Annotated in this window: 19 protein-coding genes and 1 tRNA gene; 7 read left to right on the forward strand and 13 right to left on the reverse strand. The window is 68.9% G+C overall.

The features are described from left to right. Window position 1 precedes the first annotated feature (1 nt). Window positions 2-247: a hypothetical protein gene (locus D0B54_RS15180; RefSeq protein WP_117292134.1), complete on the forward strand. Its 246-nt coding sequence runs from the start codon at window positions 2-4 to the stop codon at window positions 245-247. Between the two features lie 34 nt (window positions 248-281). On the opposite strand, the gene tgt is transcribed toward D0B54_RS15180, so the two are convergent. Then, window positions 282-1,409 (reverse strand): tRNA guanosine(34) transglycosylase Tgt, encoded by a 1,128-nt coding sequence (gene tgt / locus D0B54_RS15185; protein WP_117295274.1) that lies wholly within the window; start codon window positions 1,407-1,409, stop codon window positions 282-284. Window positions 1,410-1,479: 70 nt separating this feature from the next. Between tgt and D0B54_RS15190 the strand changes: the two genes are divergently transcribed. After that, window positions 1,480-1,884 carry a protease inhibitor I42 family protein gene (locus D0B54_RS15190; protein ID WP_162932454.1) on the forward strand — a complete coding sequence of 135 codons (405 nt, stop codon included), beginning with the start codon at window positions 1,480-1,482 and terminating at the stop codon, window positions 1,882-1,884. Window positions 1,885-2,040: 156 nt separating this feature from the next. Here D0B54_RS15190 and queA read toward each other — a convergent pair whose 3' ends face one another. The 9 genes from queA to D0B54_RS15235 form a co-directional block, all read right to left on the reverse strand. Beyond that, the gene (gene queA, locus D0B54_RS15195) at window positions 2,041-3,063 is read right to left on the reverse strand and encodes a tRNA preQ1(34) S-adenosylmethionine ribosyltransferase-isomerase QueA (protein WP_117292136.1); all 1,023 of its coding nucleotides are present in this window, start codon (window positions 3,061-3,063) and stop codon (window positions 2,041-2,043) included. A gap of 19 nt (window positions 3,064-3,082) precedes the next feature. Further along, window positions 3,083-3,170 (reverse strand) — tRNA-Leu (locus D0B54_RS15200). 78 nt (window positions 3,171-3,248) lie between these two features. Beyond that, window positions 3,249-4,625 carry a metallophosphoesterase gene (locus tag D0B54_RS15205; RefSeq protein ID WP_117292137.1) on the reverse strand — a complete coding sequence of 459 codons (1,377 nt, stop codon included), beginning with the start codon at window positions 4,623-4,625 and terminating at the stop codon, window positions 3,249-3,251. A 12-nt stretch (window positions 4,626-4,637) separates the two neighbouring features. Next, window positions 4,638-6,779, reverse strand: coding sequence for a glycoside hydrolase family 31 protein (locus D0B54_RS15210; RefSeq protein WP_117292138.1), 2,142 nt, complete (start codon window positions 6,777-6,779; stop codon window positions 4,638-4,640). Window positions 6,780-6,910: 131 nt separating this feature from the next. Continuing rightward, on the reverse strand, window positions 6,911-7,450 hold the full coding sequence (locus tag D0B54_RS15215) for a hypothetical protein (protein ID WP_117292139.1): 540 nt from the start codon (window positions 7,448-7,450) through the stop codon (window positions 6,911-6,913). A 7-nt stretch (window positions 7,451-7,457) separates the two neighbouring features. Further along, window positions 7,458-8,504 carry an alpha/beta hydrolase family esterase gene (locus tag D0B54_RS15220; protein ID WP_117292140.1) on the reverse strand — a complete coding sequence of 349 codons (1,047 nt, stop codon included), beginning with the start codon at window positions 8,502-8,504 and terminating at the stop codon, window positions 7,458-7,460. A 99-nt stretch (window positions 8,505-8,603) separates the two neighbouring features. Further along, window positions 8,604-9,839 carry a sensor histidine kinase gene (locus D0B54_RS15225; RefSeq protein WP_162932455.1) on the reverse strand — a complete coding sequence of 412 codons (1,236 nt, stop codon included), beginning with the start codon at window positions 9,837-9,839 and terminating at the stop codon, window positions 8,604-8,606. A 1-nt stretch (window position 9,840) separates the two neighbouring features. After that, window positions 9,841-10,527 carry a response regulator transcription factor gene (locus tag D0B54_RS15230; RefSeq protein WP_117292142.1) on the reverse strand — a complete coding sequence of 229 codons (687 nt, stop codon included), beginning with the start codon at window positions 10,525-10,527 and terminating at the stop codon, window positions 9,841-9,843. 14 nt (window positions 10,528-10,541) lie between these two features. After that, a complete protein-coding gene (locus D0B54_RS15235) occupies window positions 10,542-11,417 on the reverse strand; it encodes a DUF4382 domain-containing protein (protein WP_117292143.1) in 876 nt (291 codons plus the stop codon). A 142-nt stretch (window positions 11,418-11,559) separates the two neighbouring features. On the opposite strand from D0B54_RS15235, the gene gstA reads away from it, so the two are divergent. After that, a complete protein-coding gene (gene gstA, locus D0B54_RS15240) occupies window positions 11,560-12,171 on the forward strand; it encodes a glutathione transferase GstA (RefSeq protein ID WP_117292144.1) in 612 nt (203 codons plus the stop codon). Between the two features lie 132 nt (window positions 12,172-12,303). On the opposite strand, the gene D0B54_RS15245 is transcribed toward gstA, so the two are convergent. After that, entirely contained in the window at window positions 12,304-12,762 is a 459-nt protein-coding gene (locus tag D0B54_RS15245; protein ID WP_117295276.1) for a hypothetical protein, read from the reverse strand. Window positions 12,763-13,039: 277 nt separating this feature from the next. After that, entirely contained in the window at window positions 13,040-13,918 is an 879-nt protein-coding gene (locus D0B54_RS15250; RefSeq protein ID WP_117292145.1) for a DUF4382 domain-containing protein, read from the reverse strand. A gap of 150 nt (window positions 13,919-14,068) precedes the next feature. On the opposite strand from D0B54_RS15250, the gene D0B54_RS15255 reads away from it, so the two are divergent. The 4 genes from D0B54_RS15255 to D0B54_RS15270 all read left to right on the forward strand — a co-directional run bounded on the left by D0B54_RS15255 (window position 14,069) and on the right by D0B54_RS15270 (window position 18,657). Continuing rightward, on the forward strand, window positions 14,069-14,797 hold the full coding sequence (locus tag D0B54_RS15255) for a response regulator (RefSeq protein WP_117292146.1): 729 nt from the start codon (window positions 14,069-14,071) through the stop codon (window positions 14,795-14,797). Beyond that, a complete protein-coding gene (locus D0B54_RS15260; protein WP_117292147.1) occupies window positions 14,794-16,101 on the forward strand; it encodes an ATP-binding protein in 1,308 nt (435 codons plus the stop codon). Before D0B54_RS15255 ends, D0B54_RS15260 begins: the two co-directional genes overlap by 4 nt. 94 nt (window positions 16,102-16,195) lie before the next feature. After that, the gene (locus D0B54_RS15265; protein WP_117292148.1) at window positions 16,196-17,395 is read left to right on the forward strand and encodes an NHL repeat-containing protein; all 1,200 of its coding nucleotides are present in this window, start codon (window positions 16,196-16,198) and stop codon (window positions 17,393-17,395) included. Further along, window positions 17,395-18,657, forward strand: a complete 1,263-nt coding sequence (locus D0B54_RS15270) for a hypothetical protein (protein WP_117292149.1) — start codon at window positions 17,395-17,397, stop codon at window positions 18,655-18,657. Before D0B54_RS15265 ends, D0B54_RS15270 begins: the two co-directional genes overlap by 1 nt. Before the next feature lie 86 nt (window positions 18,658-18,743). Here the strand turns inward: D0B54_RS15270 and D0B54_RS15275 are convergent, their stop codons facing one another. After that, entirely contained in the window at window positions 18,744-20,159 is a 1,416-nt protein-coding gene (locus D0B54_RS15275) for a WS/DGAT/MGAT family O-acyltransferase (RefSeq protein ID WP_117292150.1), read from the reverse strand. Between the last annotated feature and the right edge of the window lie 205 nt (window positions 20,160-20,364).

The following is a 20,364-nucleotide window of genomic DNA, read 5'->3' on the forward strand; positions in this document are numbered from 1 at the left end:
CATGAAGACCCGACTGAAGACCCTCGCCCTGCTTTCCGCGCTGCTTGTGGCGCCCCTGGCCCAGGCCGGCGATGCCGACCGATCCGCCAGGCTGATCGAGCGTTCCACCGCCCCGCTGAGCGCGGCCGTGGACGCCAAGATCCGCCGCCAGTTGTCGCAGATCGACATGACCATCGTGGCCTCGATGATCGGCACCAGCCTGCCGGCGGCGACCGCTTCCGGCGCCGTGGCGCTGGTCAGCCACTGAGGGCGGTTCCCCGGCAGGGCTGAGGGAGCTTCCCTCAGCCCGCGGCCGCGGCGGTCCTGGAAGCCGCGCCTTCCGGCGAGGCCAGGAAGTCCGCCGAGAAGGCAGCAAAGCGGCCTTCTTCGATCGCCGCACGCATGCGCCGGGTCAGTTCCTGGTAGTAGTGCAGGTTGTGAATCGTGTTGAGCTGGCCGCCGAGCATCTCCTCGCACTTGTCGAGGTGGTAGAGGTAGGACCGGGTGTAGTTGCGGCAGGTGTAGCAGCCACATTTCGGATCCAGCGGCCCCTGGTCCGCGCGGTACTTGGCGTTGCGGATCTTGACCACGCCCTCGCTGGTGAACATATGCCCGTTGCGGGCGTTGCGGGTGGGCATCACGCAGTCGAACATGTCGATGCCGCGGCCCACGGCCTGCACCAGGTCGCGTGGGGTGCCGACGCCCATCAGGTAGTGCGGATGGCCGGCCGGCAGCTCGGGCCCGATCGCATCCAGCACGCCGAGGCGCTCCGCCTCGGTCTCTCCCACCGACAGCCCGCCCAGGGCGTAGCCGTCGAAGCCGGTCTCGCGCAGGCGCTGCAGCGACTCGCGCCGCAGCTCCGCCGACATGCCGCCCTGCACGATGCCGAACAGCGCGTTGGGGTTGTCGCCATGAGCGGTCTTGCAGCGGATGGCCCAGCGCGCCGACAGCTCCATGCTGGCGCGGACCTCCTTCTCGGTGGCCGGGTGCGGGGTGCACTCGTCGAACTGCATGACGATGTCGGCGTTGAGCGCGTGCTGGACCTCGATGGAGCGCTCGGGCGTCAGGAAGATGCGGTCGCCGTTGACCGGCGACTGGAACTTCACCCCTTCCTCGGTGATCTTGCGCAGGCCCGACAGGCTCCAGACCTGGAAGCCGCCGGAGTCGGTGAGGATGGGTCCGCTCCAGTTCATGAAGCCGTGCAGGCCACCGTGGGCCTGGATGATCTCGGGGCCCGGGCGCAGCATCAGATGGAAGGTGTTGCCCAGGATGATCTGGGCGCCGATGGCGCGCAGGTCTTCCGGGGTCATGGCCTTGACCGTGCCGTAGGTGCCCACCGGCATGAAGACCGGGGTCTCGACGGTGCCGTGCTGCAGCTGCAGGCGACCGCGGCGGGCGCCGCCGTCGGTGTGGAGTAGTTCAAATTTCATGGCGCGCATTATCGCCGAGGCGTGATAGCGTTATGGGCATAACTAGAGCCATATGTTGAGGGGTGCCCGAATGCGTAACCTACTGCTGACCGGCCTGCTGGCCGCCACCCTGTCCGGCTGCGCCATGATGGGTCCCCCTGCCCCGGTGAAACTGCGGGCGGCGGACTCCGGCAAGACCGTGACCCTGTCGCCGAAGCAGGCCCTGACCCTGGACCTGGTCTCCAATGCCACCACCGGCTACCGCTGGACCTGGGCCAACCCGGTGAACCCGGTGCTGGCCAAGGCCGGCGAGCCGGTCTACACCCCCAGCCAGTCGGCCAGGGACGGCATGGTCGGCGCCGGCGGCATCGAGACCTGGACCTTCAGGCCCACCGCCTACGGTGAAACCACGCTGCGCATGGAGTACCGCCGGCCGTGGGGGACGCAGACGCCGGCGGAGAAGGTGCTGACGTATACGGTGAAGGTGGAGAAGTAGCTTCCTGCTTCCCTCTCCCGCTTGCGGGAGAGGGATTGAGGGAGAGGGTTTCTGTGAATCGATACTTGATTCATTAGGTCCAGATTTACAGAAACCCTCTCCCGGCCTCCGGCCACCCTCTCCCGCAAGCGGGAGAGGGGACAGACCAGCTCTTTTTTAGCCGGGATTCTCGATCAGCATGGCATCGCCATAACTGAAGAAGCGGTAGCGCTGCTCTACCGCATGCCGATAGGCGCCCATCAGGCGCTCGTAGCCGCCGAAGGCGCTGACCAGCATCAGCAGGGTGCTCTCCGGCAGGTGGAAGTTGGTCAGCAGCACATCCACCACCGCAAACCGGTAGCCCGGGGTGATGAACAGCCGCGTCTCGCCCTCGCCCGCTTGCAGCCCGTTCTGCGCCGCGGCGGATTCGAGGGCGCGCGTCACGGTCGTGCCCACCGCCACCACCCGCCCGCCGCGCTCGCGGGTTTCGGCGATGGCTTGCAGCAGCTCCGTGCCCAGTTGGTAACGCTCGCTGTGCATGCGGTGCTCGCTGAGGTCATCCACGCGCAGCGGCTGGAAGGTGCCGGCACCGACATGCAGGGTCAGCGTGGCGGTGCGCAGGCCGCGGGCGCGCAGGGCGGCCAGCAGCTCCTCGTCGAAGTGCAGGCCGGCGGTGGGTGCGGCCACGGCGCCGGGGTTGCTGGCGAAGACGGTCTGGTAGCGCTCGGCGTCTTCGCCGCCGGGCGTGTGCGTGATGTAGGGCGGCAGCGGCAGCTGGCCGGCGCGCTGCAGGAAGTCCATCACCGTGCCGGGGCCGTCGTAGCGCAGGCGGAACAGGTCGTCGTCGCGGCCCAGCAGCGTCAGGCGGTCTTCGCCGACCTCGACCAGGCCCCCGGCCTTGGGCTTCTTGCTGACGCCCAGCTGCGCCAGGAACTCGCGCTCGTCCAGCACCCGCTCCACCAGGATCTCGACCTTGCCGCCGGTGGGCTTGCGGCCGTAGAGGCGCGCGGGGATCACGCGGGTGTCGTTGAACACCAGCAGGTCGTCGGGGCGCAGCAGTTCGGGCAGCTCGCGGATCTGGCGGTCGGCCAGGCTGCCGTCCGGGCGCAGCTGCAGCAGGCGGCTGGCGGAGCGGCGGGCGGCGGGGTGCTGCGCGATCAGCTCGGGCGGCAGTTCGTACTGGAAATCAGACCTGCGCATCGCACCGGCTTACATGAAGTGGTGCCCGGGGAGAGACTCGAACTCTCATATGGGGTTGCCATGGCAGATTTTGAGTCTGCTGCGTCTACCGATTCCGCCACCCGGGCTACAAGGGGGCGCATTATAGCCGCAGGGACGGGGCTGGCCAGTGCGGAGGCCGTTCACCCCACTGCTCCACCCTGCCCTCAGGCGTGCAAATGCCAGATCGTCTGCTTCATGTGCTCGGCGTTGCGCAGCCGGGTGTGGGCCTCGACGTAGCGCCAGTTGGCGCGGTTTTCGGCCAGCAGGGTGCCGGCGTCGCGGATCGGGTGCACGGCCTCGTTGCGCGCCTGGCCCGAGCGCGCCGCAAGCTCGAACTCGTCGATCTTCGTCAGCCCGGTCGCGGCCTGGTTGTCGGCCGTGTCCACGGCCCAGGTCTGTGCCTTGATGCTGCGGCCTTCCACGGCGTACTCGATGAAGCTGTAGCGCAGGTGCTGGGCGGCGCTCCAGGCGCTCTGGCCGCTGAACGTGCGGATGCCGACGCCGCCACCGCCGCCGCAGACCTGCACGTAGCCGGTCTCGCGCGGCTGGCCGAAGGCCATGGCATGCGAGCGCTGGTACTCGTGATCATGCCCCACCAGCAGCAGGTCGACGCCGTAGCGCAGCAGGATGTTCTCTTCCAGCAGCACCAGCGTGGGATTGTTGGGGCTGCGGCCTTCCTCGTCGGTCCAGATGGTGAAGTGCTGCACGAAGGCGATGAAGTCGATCTCGCCGCGGGCGCGGCGGGCGGCGGCCTGCGCCAGCGTCGTCTCCAGCCACAGCAGTTCGGCCAGCAGGGTGCCGTCGCTGGTGAAGGCGCCGCCGGTGGAAATGACGAACTGGACGTTGTTGAGATCGTAGCTGTAGTAGCGGCCGTTGCCCGGGTGCGAGAAGCGCGTCTTGTAGGCGGCACCGACGCCGTCCTGCTCTTCGTGATTGCCGGGCGCGCACATCACCGGCACCGAGGCGCTGAGGTGCTCGACCTGGTTGAACCAGTCGTCCCACACCGGCTGGTCGCCGTTGGCATAGGACAGGTCGCCGGCGATCATCACGAAGTCCACGCCGCGCTGCAGGATGCCGTCGCGCACCAGGCGCGAGAACTCGCTGCGGCCATGGTCGCCGAAGTGGGCGAAGCGGAAGGCGCCGCGCGGCATCGGCTTGAGCGTGTAGGTCGCCGACAGCGAGTCTGCGCCGTGGCGCACGCGGTACTGCAGCGGCTTCTCCGGGTCGTAGCCGGTCAGCTGGGCGCGGTGCGTCAGCACCTCGCTGTCGTAGGCCTGCGAGGCCGTGGCACGGGAGGTCTTGTCGAAACGGCCCTGGCCGAACTCGACGACGCCCTCGGGCGCAGCGAGGCCGTCGGTGAACCAGGTGATGGCGCGCGATTCGTGCGGATCGCCGGTCCAGCTGACGTGCAGGCCGCGGGCGATGTTGTTCGCGCCCGGGGCGGGGCCGCCGGAAGAACCGGAGGTGGAGCTGCCGCAGCCGGGCAGCCAGGGGGCCAGCAGCAGCGGGGCGCCGGCCTTGAGGAGATCGCGTCGTTTCATGGTTTGTGCCTGTTACGGAAGTTCGGCGGCGGAAACGCCGGCCGGGAGTTGTGCGCCTTCGCGCACGAACAAGGGAACCTGCTCCAGCGGCGCCAGCACGGCGATGCGCCTGGGTCCCTGCTGCACGGCGCCGGTCCAGAAATTGATCCAGCGGCCCGGCGGGATGAACACCATGCGCAGGCCGGCGGGCAGGCCGCCCTCCAGCAGCGTGGTCACCGGTGCCACCAGCAGGTCGGGGCCGAACAGGTACTGGTCGTCGGCAGCCAGGGCCAGCGGCTCGTCGGGATACTCGTAGGGCATGGGCCGCACGATCGGCACGCCCTCGCTGATGGCCAGGCGCGCAGCGGTATCGATGTAGGGCACCAGGCGGTCGTGCAGTGCGGCGTAGCGGCGGTAGACGCGCACGCTGCGCTCGCTGACCCACCAGGGCGGCACCGGCGTCTGCATCACCGGCGAGAAGGCGCCGAGCTGGGTCCAGCGGATGTAGAGGCTTTCGCCCGGCGTCAGCAGCGGAATGCCGGCACCGGATTCGCCCTGGTCCTGGCGCAGGCCGGCATAGCCGCCGATGTCGGAGCCGTTGTAGGGAAAGCCGCTGACCGACAGCGACAGCAGGGAGCGCAGCGCCTGTGTCAGACCCAGTTCACCGAAGAAGCTGCCGTTGTCCGCCGCCCAGTGGCCGGCCCAGCGGGCAGAGCCGTTCCAGCCGCCGCGCGCGAAGATCGCGAAGTCGCCGTCGGGCCGCTCGGCCTTGAAGGATTCGAAGATCGCGCGGTGGTAGCGTTCGACGTAGGCGTTGTGGTTGAGCCGGTTCGGCAGGCCGTTGTGCCAGGCCGAGTCCTCCGACAGGTCTTCCTCGCCACGGTCGACCTTGACGCCGTCGACGCCGCGGCGCACGAGGCGGCGCAGGCCGTCCTTCCACCAGAGCGCCGCGTCGGGATGCGTGAAGTCCAGGTGCGGATCGATGCCGCGCACCGGGTAGTAGGTGGCGTCGTTGTTGTCGGGCCGAGTGCCCTGCACCACCCAGCCCTGGCTGCGCGCATGCGCCTCATGGTCGCCGGTGACGAAGGGCGACAGCCAGACCATGAAGCGCACGCCCTGTTCGCGCACCTCGCGGATCAGGGCGTCCGGATCTTCGAAGCGGGCCGGGTCGAAGTCGAAGCTGGCCTTGCCGGCGTCCCAGGGATTGTCGAGCCAGACCGCGCCCAGCGGGATGTCGCGCTCGCGCATGCCGTTGACCAGCCGGCGCACGGTGTCGGTGGTGGTGTCGGAGTCCTGCCAGACCATGGGCCGCCACATCCACGAAGGCGGCGTCCACTGCGGACGGCCGGCGCGCGCGGTGTGCGCGCTGACGATCTCGCGCGGCTTGCCGCGGTAGAGCACCAGCTCCAGCGTGTCGGTTTCCTGGGCGATGCGCAGGGCGTCGCCGCGCTCGGCGCTTTCGGCGAAGTTGATTTCGCCGCGCGCGTCGGAGGGGCTCCAGGCACCCCAGCCGCAGGGGCACCAGAAGAAGCCGGCGGCGATTTCGTTGGTGGAGCTGGCGCGGTTGGACTTGGGGCCGTGGCTGATCCAAAGCGGCAGGCTGCTGCCGCGCATGTCGAAGGCCGAGAAGCGCTGGCCACCGCCGTAGTAACGCTGCGAATCGGGGCTGTCCCAGGAGGTGGAAACCGCCTGCACGGCAGGCGCATGCGGGTGGAAGCGCAGTTCCAGCGCGCCGTCGGCAGCGAAGCGATACCGCAGGCTGGCGCCGGCACCATCGCTGGTGCGTGCCTCGATCTCCAGGGCATCACCGCTGACGCGCCATTGCGCGATACCGGTGACGCGCTGCCAGCCATCGGTGCTCAAGTACGCCAGCGGCCGGTAGGAGACCTGCGGCAGGCCCGGGTAGGCCTGGTCGATGCCGTCCTCCTTGTCGTCGTACTTCGCGAAGTCGGGGTTGGCGAAGGGATCGTCGCCGGCCGGCGCGGGGTCGCGCAGGATGGCGCCCGCCGCATCGCGCCACTGCTGGCTCCAGCCTTCGAGCGCGAGCCGCAATTCGCTGCGGCCGTCGGAGACGACCAGTTCGTCGCCCTTCTGCTCCGCCTTCAGCCCGGAGGCGGACTGCGACGATCCCGGCTGCGACGACTGGCAGGCGGCCAGCCACAGCGCCGCGCACAAGATGATTGCTCCCCACCCGCCCCGCATGACGCCCCCGCAAGACCCAAACAGGGAACGCTAAGGGCGCTGTTTGACAGGAACGTGACCGTGGCGCCCGAAACGCCGCGATGGGGCCCGATTTACCAGTGTCCCTACCAGCGCATCATCGGCATGGGGCTCCAGGGCCGCGTCAGCAGGCGCTTGCCGCTGAGCTGCACCAGGCGCAGGTGAAAGCCGGCATCGGGCAGCGCCGCCATCACCGCCCGGCGGAAGTCCTTCGGCACGCCGTAGCCGGCGAGGCCGAGCAGCACGTCGATCCAGTCGGCACGGCGGAAAGCTTCCACCGCCTCGCGGTGAGCACCCTGCCAGGACCTGATCTTGTGGTGCTGCTGGATCATCGCCTCGATCAGTTCGGCGTCCAGCTCCGGCGCGTTCGCCGCCAGCCAGTCGCGCATGCGGCGCGCCGAGGGATCCAGGTAGTCCCAGGTGCCATCGGTCCAGATGCCGATGTCGTGGAACACCAGGGCGACGATCGCGTGGCGCAGCTCGCCCTCGTCGGGCGTGCGCTGCCAGCAGTAGTAGTTGAGCACGCGCAGGCAATGGTTGCGGTAGGCCGCCATGTCCTCACCGAGATCTCCGGCGTGTTCCTGCAGCAAGGTATCGACCAACGGATGCTGCAGGAGCGGCTGCATGTGTCCCCTATAGATGCGAGTCCTGCAGGAACTCCCAGATTTCCTGCGTCGCACTCATGTCCTGGCTGGTGGTACCGATCAGCGGCACCGGGAGATACTGCCAGCCGCCGGGCCAAGCATGGCCGCCACCGGTGACCGTGTAAAGACGCACTTCGGCACCGTTACCGCAGGAAGTGTTGGCCTGCAGCGCGATGGTGGTGCCGTCGCTGGCGATATCGGGCAACGCGGAGCTGAGGGTCTGGGCGGGATTGCAGCCGTTGCGACCCAGCCAGAACGAGAACGTCTGTGGCACCGAGCGCACGCCGATGCGGCCGCCGTTGTAGGGCACGATGAGATCGCGTGTTCCGGCCACCAGCATCAGCGGCCGCCGCGCGGCCGGCGTGCAGGCGGACTCCAGGCCACCGGTGAGGCTGCCGGCGACGATGCCGAAGCCAGCGATGCGGCCGCTCAACTCGCAGGCCAGGCGCAGGGTCATGAAGCTGCCGTTGGACAGGCCGGCGGCGTAGACGCGCTGGGCATTGATCGGGAAGTTGGCCTGGAGCTGGTCGATGACGGCGGCGGCGAAGCCGACGTCGTCGTAGCCCTTGGGCCGGGCGGGGTCATCGTCCCAGACGCCATCGACCGAGGCCGGCATCACCGCCCAGACGCCCTCCGCCGCCACCAGGTCGGCCACTTCGGTGATGTTGGCCTGGTTCTCGGCGGTGCCGGCGTTGCCATGGAACAGCATCAGCACCGGTGCGCCGGTGACGACCGGCTCGGGCCGGATCACGACGAAGCGGCGGGTGCGGCCATTGTGCTGGAAGCTGGCGTCGAAGGCGGCGGTACCGGCGGCCAGCACGAGGTTGTTGCCCTGCAGCCGGATCACCACGTGATCCAGGTAAGGCGGCGTCAGCTGCGTGGCGCCGATCAGCAAGGGGTCCAGCGCCTCGGTGGTGCCGCCGGCCAGGGTGCCCACCGTGTTGACGGTGCGGCTCAGCAGGCTTTCGAGGGGGCCGGCGGCATGGGCCGGCAGCAGGCACAGCGACAGCAGAAGCCCAAGGGTGATGGCGCGCATGTTGACTCTCCCTGTCATTGGAACACTCCGGCCCCTACGCCGGGCTGGGAAGAGCTTATTCCCTGTCTGCGCTGCCGTGCAGCGAACCTGACGAGTGGTTCAGGTACGGCTTGCGTTGCGGAAACGCCAGGTCGCCCTCGCCCCGCCACCCTCGCGGTTTTCCACCCGCAGCTCCCAGCCGTAGCGATCCGCCAGCACGCGGGCGATGTAGAGGCCCATGCCGGAACCTCCCTCGCGGGCATGGAAGCCAGGCTCGAAGAGATGCGGCATCGCTGCGGGCGCAACGCCGGGGCCCTGGTCGTCGACGGTGACGCAGCCATGCTCCAGGGTGACCGTCACCCTGCCCGCCGGCGAGGCCTGCAGGGCGTTGCGGAACAGGTTGGTGAAGACCACGCGCACGGCACCGGGCGAGGCCACCAGGACCTCGGGCGTGAGCCGCCAGTCGATGCGCGCCGCGCCGTCCTCGTCCAGGTGCGGCTCGACGGCTTCGGGCAACAGTTCTTCCAGGTGGATTTCCAGCAGCGTCGACGACACGCGGGTGCGCGACAGCGCCAGCAGCGCATCGAGGATCTCGCGCATGTCGCGGGCGCCGCGCTCGAGCCGCTGCAGCGAGCGCTGCGAGGCGGGATCGATCTTGTCGCGCATCATTTCGCCCGCGGCGGAGATCACCATCAGCGGGCCGCGCAACTCATGGCTCGCGGCCGCGGCAAACGCCCGCTCGCGCTCGATCAGGCGCTCGATGTCCTCCAGCCGGCCGTTGAGGGCGCTGACCACCAGGTTCAGTTCGCTGTCGGCATGGCTGACGGAGATGCGCAGGTGACGGCGATTGGGATCCAGCGCCCGCACCTGTTCCAGCAGCTCCAGGTAGGGGCGCAGGGCGCGGTCGGTGGTACGGTCGGCGGCGATCCAGGTGATCGAGAACACCAGCAGCGCGGTCAGCGAGACGCCCAGCCACAGCCAGCGCTCGCGCTGCTCGACGAACTCCACCGGGTAGGCCAGGTAGGCGGCATCACCCGGTGCAACCTCGCGCATGTAGACGCAGTAGTCCTCGCCGTGAATTTCAACGGGCTCGGTGATCCCCGGCTGCAGGCTGCCCAGCGCCTCAGGCAGCACGCCCCCGAGCGCGGGGCGGAAGAACTTGAGCGTGGACACCTGCTGCTCCTGCGGCTCCGGCACGACCTCCGCCTCCAGCAGGGTATCCATCTGGCGCGCGAGCATGTCGTTGATGGCGGCATCCTCGATCGCCTCGTCGGCGACGTACAGCGCGGCGCCACCCAGCAAGGCGGCCGCCACCGACAAGCCCAGTACGATGCGGCGGATGCGCTGGCGCAGCATCTCAGGCCTTTTGCTCGAGGTCTGCCAGGCGGTAACCGATGCCGCGGAAGGTATGCAGCAGTTTGCGCGGGTGTTCGCGGTCGATCGCATCGCGCAGCTTGTGCATGTGTGCCCTCAGGAAATCCTGGTCTGGCGGCTCCTCGCCCCAGAGCAGGTATTCCAGCTCCTCGCGCGGCACGATGCGGTCGCCGTTGCGCATCAGGTGCTCCAGCAGCTTGGCCAGGGTCGGCGACAGTGCGATCAGTTGACCGGCGCGACGCAGCTCGCGCGTGCGCGTGTGGAGTACCAGGTCGCCGACGCTGAGCTGGGAACTGGCGACACGGTTGCTGGCGCGACGATGCAGCGCGGTCAGGCGGGCGTACAGTTCGGCCAGCTCGAAGGGCTTGACCAGGTAGTCGTCGGCACCGGCCTCGAAGCCGGCGACCTTGTCGTTCACGGTATCCAGCGCCGTGAGCATCAGCACCGGCGCGGTCAGGCCATGCTCGCCGCGCAGGCGCGCGCAGAGCGTCGCGCCATCCATGCGCGGCAGCAGGCGGTCGAGCACCACGACGTCGTAGGTCTCCTGGGTGGCCAGGCGCAGGGCGGCAAGGCCGTCACGCGCATAGTCCACGACGTGCCCGCGCTCTTCGAGGTACTCGCCGACGGATTCAGCGATATCCGCGTGGTCCTCGACGATCAGGACGCGCATGTGCGGGCTAGACCCTAGAAGTTCCGGGTCACAGTGCCGCCCTCGGTGATCTCCACCAGCTGCGCGTCGCGGAACAGCAGCGTTGTCTGCCGGGTCAGTGGATCGTCGAGTTCGGCGGTGCAGGTGTAGGCCACCGTGTACTGCCCCGCGGGCAGGCCGCGGAAGCGGTAGCTGTAGTCGCCATCGTCACCCGCGCGGGTCACGCTGGCCGAGACCAGCGGCGAACTGGCCTGCTCGTCGGCGAAGTAGTCGCTGAGCTGGGTACGACGATCGCCCTTGTAGAGGTACATGGCGAAACCCTCTTCGTCGCTGTCGCCGCAGTTGCCACCGGCGACGTAGTCTTCGTCGACACTGCCGCTGAGGGTGCCGCCGTCGCCGGAGCGTACCGCGGTGCCGACCTGGCGCAGGCGGTAGAAATCGTCCTGCTGGGTCTGCAGCGAGAACGAGAAGCGCAGGTCCAGCACCGCCAGCAGGGTCTCGGTTTCGTCCTCGTCGTCCTGCAGCTGGACGTCGATGTCGGCGCCCGGCTGCAGGTCGGCCAGGCGGATCGGGAATGTGTCGCCATCCTCGTTTTCCAGCTCGCCGTCGCGGGAGTCGAAGACCAGGCGCAGCTTGCGGTAGCGCGCGGCGGCCACCTTCTCGCCGGACACCAGCCGCAGCAGCTCGGTGCCCTGGAAGTCCAGCAGGTCGACCTCGCGGTCGTCGGTGTCGATGGTGACGGTGCCGCCACCCTCGTTCTGCAGTTCAACCGCCTTGATGCGCACGGTAATGCGCTCGGCGTCCACCGGCCGGTTGACCGTGGCCAGTTCGATATCGAGGTCGGACTCGCAGGCGGCCAGGGCGACGGCCAGGAGGATCAGGGGCAGGCGCAGCAATGTACGGATGTTCATGACTCCGGAGTGTAACAGCCACCCCCCGGGGTTCAGTCAATTTGAAGCACCTGTTCAGGATTTTCCGGTTTCTTGAAACCCCGGCCCCGGCCTATGCTGCGGCCCGCGGTACTTGCGACCCCGACCACCCCAAGGAGAATCCATGAAACTGTACTTCGCCCCCGGTGCCTGCTCCCTCTCGCCGCATATCGTGCTGCACGAGGCCGGCATCGCCGCTGAAACCGAAAAGGTGGACCTGGCCAGCAAGAAGACCGCCTCCGGGGCTGACTTTGCCAGCATCAATCCCAAGGGCTACGTCCCGGCGCTGCAGCTGGACGATGGCACGCTGCTGACCGAGGGCCCGGCCATCGTGCAGTACCTGGCCGACCAGCGCCCGGCATCGAAGCTGGCGCCGGAGAACGGCACGCTGCCGCGCTACCAGCTGCAGTCGCTGCTCAACTTCATCAGCACCGAGATCCACAAGAGCTACAGCCCGCTGTTCAGGCCGACCACGGTGCCGGAAGCCCGGCAGGTGGCGATCGACAACCTGCAGAAGCGCTACGACACGGTCGAGGAGATGCTGGCGAACCGCCAGTACATCACCGGCGAGCAGTTCACCGTGGCCGACGCCTACCTCTTCACCGTGACCAACTGGAGCCGCGTGGTGAAGGTGGACCTGTTCTCGACGCGGCCGAACCTGGTGGCGTACATGGAGCGCGTGGGCGGCCGGCCGGCGGTGCAGAGCGCGATGCGAGCGGAAGGCTTGATCAAGTAGCGAGGGCGGAATGGCCCCTCGCTGTATGCCGTCCCCTCTCCCGCTTGCGGGAGAGGGGTTCCAAGAAAGCAAAAAGGCCCCGCACCGCCACCCGTTCCCACAAGGGCTGCGAGGCAATCCCGAAGTCTTCGCCTAGAGCGGTAACGCCGGTGGCGGCGGCATCACCTCCTCAGCCTCCAGCACCCCGTTCCCATCCCGGTCCATCTTCACGAAGGCCTGGTCCGCCTGCGCCAGGACTTCGGCCTGGTCCAAGTAGCCATCGCCATTCGTGTCCTTCGGTGCCGGAGGCAGCGGCAGGCCATGGGTTTTCAGCTTGTCGCCGGCCGCAGGCGCTCCCTCCGCCCGGCCCAGGCGCATCACGAAATGCCGCGGCATCAGTTGCTTCTGCTCGGCAGCATCCAGATACCCGTCCGAATTGCGGTCCGCAGCGCGGAAGCGCGCGGCGGCGCCCTCGCGCCATTCGCTGCGGTCGACCTGCCCGTTCTCGTCGTAATCGGCCGGCAGTGGCAGCTGCGCCAGCGCGGCGCCGGCCAGCAGGAACAGGGGCAGCATCAGCAGGCCGGAGCCCAGGGAAAGCTTGAGGGTCAGCATGGGGTTTTCTCCTAGGGCCTGTTAACACTACGGCAGTCGCTGCGACGGAGACCGTTTTGGCGCAGGGCTATGTCCCGGCACGCGCGGTGTACTCGAAGTACATCAGCGGGGCGGGACGACGCCCTGCGCCAAAACGGTCCCGCCCGAAGGGTGCCCCCGTCTTTGCGGCCATGCTGTGTTGCTCGTCGGTTATTTGGAACCACCAAACTCCCTCCTCGCGTCGTGCCTGGCCGCAAATACGGGGGCATCGCAGCGACTGCCGTAGCGTTAACAGGCCCTAGTCGTCGGTAAAGGCAATGCTGCGGATTTCTCCCTCGGTCACCGTGGCGTTGCGGCGGTGGCTGAAGTCGAGGTCGTCGGAGGTGGCCGGGCGCTCGTCGTCGGCCTTGCAGGTCAGGGCCAGGGTGTAGTCGCCCTCCGGCAGGTAGGCGAAGCGGTAGCGGTAGCCACCGTCGCCGTCGTCGTAGACCGCTGCGGCGGAGACCGGCTGGGTACCGCTGCTGCGGTCGCGGGCATAGTCGACCGGGGTCACGCCGTTGCCTGCATAGGCATAGACGCCGACCCCGCGCAGGATGCTGCGGCCCTGCCGGCAGTCGGAGTCTTCCACCAGGGCGTTGGCCACCTTGCCGGAGACTTCGCCGACCTGGTCCGGGTCCATGGCGCGCAGGACCGGGTTCAGGGCATAGCTGCCGAGGCTGTCGACGTTGTCGTCCAGCGAGAAGCGCAGTTCCAGGTCCAGCAGCAGGCCGGCCTCGTCCTCCTCGCCCACGTCGAGGTCCAGGCCGGTGAATTCCTGGCTGGCGGGCGGGACCACCGGGACCTGGCTGCCGTCGCTGCGGCCGACATAGGAACCCTCGTCGGCGAACGTCAGGTAGGCCCCCGTATAGCGGGCCGTCGGAACCTTGACGCCATCCGCCAGTCTCAGCGTCGAACCGTTGCGGTACTGCAGCAGGTCGACCTCGACCTCGGCATCGATCGTGACGGTGCTGCCGTCCTCCTTCAGCAGCTTGATGCCGGTGACCTGCAGGACCACCGATTCGGCACCGTCGATGGGGCCGTCGGTAAGGTCCACGTCGAGACTGGCCTCGCAGGCGGCGAGCAGCGGCAGGCAGGCCAGCAGGGGGATGCAGCGATGCAGCAGCGGGGACACGGACATTCGGCGGTCACGGTGGCGGGAACTGCGGCCAAGGTATCGGCCGCCGCCGCCACGGGTCCGCCCCGCAATTGTCGCAATTCGTATCAGCCTGTATCCGGCCCCGGCAAACCCCTTTCTTCACGCCCATTGCGTACCTAGAGTCCGTCCAACATGTCCATCAATCCCAAAGTCCTGCTGGTCGACGACGACGAGCGCCTGCGCAACCTGATCGCCGGTTTCCTGGTGAAGCACGGCATCGACGCCGAGGGGGTGGGTACGGCCGCTTCGGCCCAGCGTTATGTCCAGCGCGAGGCCTACGACCTGGTGGTGCTGGACCTGATGCTGCCGGACGGTGACGGCATCAGCCTGTGCCGCCGGCTGCGCGAGCTGGCCCCCGGCACGCCGATCATCATGCTGTCGGCACGCGGCGACGACGTGGATCGCATCATCGGCCTGGAGGTGGGCGCCGACGACTACCTGGGCAAACCCTGCAACCCGCGCGAGCTGGTGGCGCGCATCCACTCGGTGCTGCGGCGCACGCGCCAGCGCGGCACGCCCGGGATGTCGGCCAGCCGCGAGACGCTGCGCTTCGGCGACTTCGAACTGGACCTGTGGAGCCGCGTGCTGCGGCGTGACGGCGTGCCGCTGCGGCTCACCACCGGCGAGTACCAGCTGCTGGAAGCGCTGGCGCTCAATGCGCGGCGCGTGCTGGGCCGCGACGAGCTGCACCGCATGGTCTCGGGCAACCGCGGCGAGACGCTGTCGCGCTCGATCGACCTGCTGGTGTCGCGGCTGCGCCGCATCCTGGAACCGGATGTCGCGGAGCCGCGCTACATCCAGACCGTCTGGGGCCGCGGCTATATCTTCGTGCCGGACCACGTGGCGGTGGCGGCGCCGTGAGCGTCAGCCTGCGCAACTGGGTGGGGCTGATCGTGGCGGCGGCGCTGCTGGGCAGCCCGCTGCTCAACTACGCCCTGCTGCAGCTGTTCCCGCCGCCGGACCTGATGTTTCGCGGCCTGCCGCCGCCGCCAGGAGAGCGTGGCCCGCTGCCGGGCCAGGCACCGCGTGTGGCGGTGGCGCATTTCGGCCTGTCGACGGGGCCGGGGCCAGGCCTGCTGGGCGGCCCTTCGAGCTTTACGATGGCGCTGCCGGCGCGGGTCGCCGGCAGCGTCGCCGTGACCGAGGGCGGGCCGCGCACGCGGGTGATGCTGGACGAAGGCCCGGCGGTGGAATCGCCGGACGCACCGCGACGCCGGTTTGTCACAGCGCTGCGGACTCATGACGGCGCCGCGGATGGCCCCAAGGGCGGCGTCATGATGCTCGGCGGCCCGGAGCACGAGGCGGCGATCAAGGCGATGCGGCGTCATTTCACGATGATCAACCTCGCCACGATCGGCATCCTGATGCTGACCGCGGTGCTGCTGCTGACGCTGCTGCTGCGTCGTCCGGTACGCCGGCTGATCGAGTCCATCGGCGACATCGAGCGCGGCGCGGCACCTTCCGCGGAGCCGAGCGGACCCCGCGAGTTCCGCCAGATCGGCGGGGCGCTGCAGCGCATGAGCGGCAAGCTGCGCGGCAGCCTGCGCGAGCGCGAGCTGATGCTGGCCGGGCTGTCGCACGACATCCGCTCGCCGCTGGCGCGGCTGCAGGCGGCGATCGAGCTGCATGCGGCGGATCACCCGGGCGATTTCCAGCCGATGATGACCGACATCCGCGACATCGATCACATCGTCCACCAGTGCATCGACTTCGTGCGCGACGGCCAGGACGAGCCGCTGGAAACCCTGGAGCTGGATGCGCTGGTGCGCACCGCACTGCAGCGCCATGACGGACTGCAGCTGGACCTGCGCTGTCCTGGCGAACAGGTCAGCGTGCGGCGCCTGGGCCTGCTGCGCCTGGTGCGCAACCTGGCCGACAACGCGCTGGTGCACGGCGCTGCGCCGGTGCGCGTGACGACCCACGCCGAGGGCGGGATGCTGCGACTCAGCGTGGAGGACCATGGGCGCGGCATCGAGTCGCAGGAGTGGCAGCGGCTGACCGAACCCTTCGAGCGCGGCAACCGTGCGCGCGACGGTCGCGGCGCGGGCCTGGGCCTGGCGATCGTGCAGCGCGTGGCCCATGCGCATGGCGCGCGCGTGGAGCTGCGCGAGCGCCGCGCCGACCGGCCGTTCGCGGTGGAACTGTGCCTGCCACTGACGGCATAAGCGCCTTCGACACAGATTCATACAAAGCCTTGCAGCCGCGCTTCGCGCGCCCGGGGAATCATGGGGACCTGCCCCCGATCCCCTGGAGAACCCGATGTCGGCGACCCCGTCTGCGCGCGGCCTGCGCTTGTCCGTCCTTGCCCTGCTGTTCGTGCTGCCGGCGCTGCTTGCCGGCTGCGGCGGAGGGGGTGGCGGCGATGACGACGATCTCGACCTGATCGAGGCCTTCGGGCTCTACGGCCAGGCCGACTTCAGCAAAAGCGCGCCGAACCGCGGCGCCACCACCGCCGGCAACACGCTGGCGCAGCCGCTGGGCAACGTCGCCAGCGATGGCACCAAGCTGTTCATCGCCGACACCGCCAACAACCGCATCCTGGCTTTCAGCACGATCCCCTCCAGTGCCGCGACGGCCGCCAGCTTCGTGCTGGGCCAGGCCAGCGCCACGGCCAACACGCCGGCCACGGCGCAGAATCGCCTGGCCCTGCCGGGTGCGGTGTTCGCCGGTGAAGGCAAGCTGGTGGTGGCCGACTCCGGCAACAACCGCGTGCTGATCTGGAACAGCACGCCGGATGCCGCCGGCGACCTGCCCGACGTGGTGATCGGCCAGACCGATTTCGTTTCCTCCACTTCCGGCACCAGCGCCACGCGCCTGGCCTTCCCGACCTCGGCGGTGATCGCCAACGGCCGCCTGGTGGTGGCGGACCAGAACAACAACCGTGTGCTGGTCTGGAACAGCGTACCGACCACCAGCGGCACGGCCGCCGACCTGGTGCTGGGCCAGCCGGACTTCACCACCCGCGAAGCCGACGACGAGTCCGACGAGATGAACAAGCCGGCGGGCCTGTGGAGCGACGGTTTCCGCCTGCTGGTGACCGACTCGGGCAACAACCGCGTGCTGTACTGGGCGCTGTTCCCGCAGCAGTCCAGTGCCGATGCCGACTACGTGATCGGCCAGAGCGGCTTCAGCCGTTCTTCGCCCGGCAGTTCGGCCTCGACGCTGCGCGCGCCCTTCGGCGTCGGCTCGGACGGCACCCGCATCTACGTCGCGGACTCCGGCAACAATCGCGTGCTGCGCTACAACGCCTTCCCGCTGGAAAACGGCCTGGCGGCCGGCGAGGTCTACGGCCAGGACGACTTCACTTCGGTGATCGCCAACGACGCCGACCAGGACGGCGACGCCGACGACGAGCCGGCCGCGACCACGCTCAGCGGCGCCTCCGGCGCCTACGTCTCCGGCGGCGTGCTCTATGTCAGCGACCGCAACAACAACCGCATCCTGTTCTTCCCGCAGTGATGCGTTCCGCAACCAGGCTGCTGCCCATGGGGGCGGCAGCGCTGCTGGCACTGGCCGCCTGCTCCGGTGGCGTCGGCGAGGGCCGGCGCCCGACCAAGCTGCAGGTGACCTCGCTCTACGGCGGCGACTCGGTGGAGACCTACGAGTGCGCGGCGGTGACGCTCGCCGCCGTCGCCACCTTCTCCGGCGAGGGCGGCGACTCGCTGGACGCGGTGTCGGAGCGCAGCAGCTGGAGCAGCAACGACACCGGCGTGGCGATCGTCAGCAACGGCGACATCCCGATCCCGGGCAGCTCCGGGCTGGCCTACGCCCAGGGCACGGTGATCGTGGTGGGCCCCGGCACGGCGACCATCACCGCCGACTATGCCGGCCTGCGCGCGCAGTACGGCGTCAGCGCCACCGCGATCGGCGAGCTGCGCATCACGCCGGAGCTGACGCGGATGGCGCCGGAGACCTTGCAGACCTTCGAGCTGCAGACCACCACGCTGGACAGCAGCGTGCCGGTGGACCTGACCGAGGTCGCGGCCTGGAAGGTGGTGACCGCGGGCGCGCCGGTGAGCAGCGACGGGTCGAGCCTGCAGTCCCTGAGCGGGCCGGTGGACAGCCCCTTCGTGCTGGAGGCGTCACTGCCACTGTGCGGCCGCTCGGCGCGGCGCGAGCTGCGGCTGGGGCCGTTGCGAGCCTTGCAGCTGGACTACGAGCAGCCGGCCGGCACTTACCTGCCGCTGGGCTACAGCGAGCATGTCGGCATCCACGGCCTGTTCGAGGACGCCAGCGCGCCGCCGCAGGAACTGGCCTCGCAGGTGACGGCGGAGTTGCTGCAGGGCGACGAGAGCGGCTTCGCGCAGTCGCTGGATGAAGCCGGCCGCCTGCTGCGGCCGCTGCTGGCGCGGGAACCTCTGCAGCTGCGCTTCATCCTGGAGTCCGCCGATATCAGCGCGGACACCCGCGTGATCGAGGCGCGGGAGCTGGACATCCTGTCCCTGCGCCTGTCGGCCGACGAGGCCGAGCTGGAACTGCGCGACAGCCTGCAGGCGCAGGCCTGGGGCCTGTTCGAGGACGGCATCGAGCGCCCGGTGCGCCATGACATCTCCTGGAGCAGCCGCAACACGGCCGTGGCGGCGGTGGCCACGGGGATCGACGGCGGCAAGATCACCGCGCAGTCGCTGGAAGGCGATACGGTGATCGACGCGGCGGTCAACGATCTCAGCGGCCTGAGCGGCGAGATCGCGGTGCACACCTACAGGAAGAAGCCGGAGTAGGCTTCATGTGGGAGCGGGCTTGCCCGCGATCTGTCGGGCGAGCCCTGCAAAGATCGCGGGCAAGCCCGCTCCCACAAACCCGCGCGTCAGGACTTCGCCCTGGCCTTCTTCTTCGGCGCCGCGCTGGCCGGCATCGCCGCCGCCAGTGCTTCCTCCATCTCCTTCAGGGCCTCGCCGGTGTAGACGGCAAGCTTCTGCAGGCTCGGCAGGGCGTCGCGGCAGCCGGTGAAGCCGACAGCGACGCGGTCGACGTAGCCGACCAGGGTGATGTTCAGGGCGTAGCCGTCGAACAGGATCGACATCGGGTACATCGCTTCCAGCTGGGCGCCGCGCAGGTACAGCGGGACCCTGGAGGCCACGACATTGGATACCGTGACGTTGAAGAACGGCGGCACCTTGGACAGCACGCCGGCCATCTGGCCCAGCAGCAGCGGCGACAGACCCATCAGCGTGAACTGCTCCAGTGCCGTGGGCGACAGGCTCAGCAGTTGCTGCTTGGTGACGGTGGTGACGCGGTTGATGCGCTGCAGGCGCTTGAGCGGGTCGGTCTGGTCGGTGCCGAAGGGGCAGACGAAGCCGGCCACGGCGTTGCCGCCCTTGCCCTCCGGCCGCGGCAGGGCCACGGGCACCGAGGCCAGCAGGGACTTCTCCGGCAGGGCGCCGTTCTCCAGCAGGTAGCGGCGGATGGCGCTGCCGCAAATCGCAAGGGACACGTCGTTGACCGTGGTGCCGGTGGCCGAACTGATCGCCTTGACGCGCTTCAGGTCCAGCAGCTGGGTGCCCAGGCGTCGCTGCTGGCTGATCGGCTGGTTGAGCAGGCTGCGCGGGGTGCTGAGGGCAGCCCGGGTACCGCCCTCCAGGCCCGGGGCGCTCATTTCCCGGAGTACCTTGATCAGCTCCGGCAGGGTACGGATCTGGTGGCCGGCGACCTTGAACGGTCGTCCAAGACGGGTCTTCCAGGATCTGGGCGGCGGCGGCTCCTGGTCCTGGATGGCATTCGAGAGCCGGCCGGGACCGTTCATGTCGGTCGGGTCCTCGGTCAGCCAGCTGCGCACCATCTTCATCCCGCCGACGCCATCGATGGCGCAGTGGTGGGCCTTGAAGTAGATCGCGAAGCGGCGGTTCTCCAGGCCCTCGATGATGTGGCATTCCCACAGGGGCCGGCTCAGGTCCAGCGGGTGCGAGTGCAGACGCGCCACCAGCACGCCCAGCTCGCGCTCGCCGCCGGGGTACGGCAGGGCCGAGTGGCGGATGTGGTAGTCGATGTCGATATCGGCCTTGACCCAGGCCGGGGCCAGCCTGGACATCCGGCCACGGGCCAGGCGGCAGTCGAAGGGGTGCGGCATGAACGGCGTGCTGCGCATGTGCTGCAGCAGGTCGCGCAGGAAGTCCGGCGGGGCGTTGTCGGGCAATTTGAAGGTCAGCATGCCCCCGACGTGCATCGGGGTGCGCTTGGATTCCATGCGCAGGAAGGACGCGTCGACGGGACTCAGGTACTGCATGCGGGTCTCTCCAGCCTTATATTTATCGTGTGCCCTGGCAGCAGCTGAGGCAGCATTCAAGATGCACCATTTCAGGCCTGCCTGCCATACCCGTTTCGTGGGAGCCGACCCTAATCTTTTCGGGTGAGGCTAGGCTCAGTCGGGGCATCTAGGTTAGCGTCTGCATTATTCCAATATAAAAGCTTCAACAGAGAGGAGAGGGCGC

This window comes from Solimonas sp. K1W22B-7 (assembly GCF_003428335.1).
Classification (GTDB): Bacteria; Pseudomonadota; Gammaproteobacteria; order Nevskiales; family Nevskiaceae; genus Solimonas_A.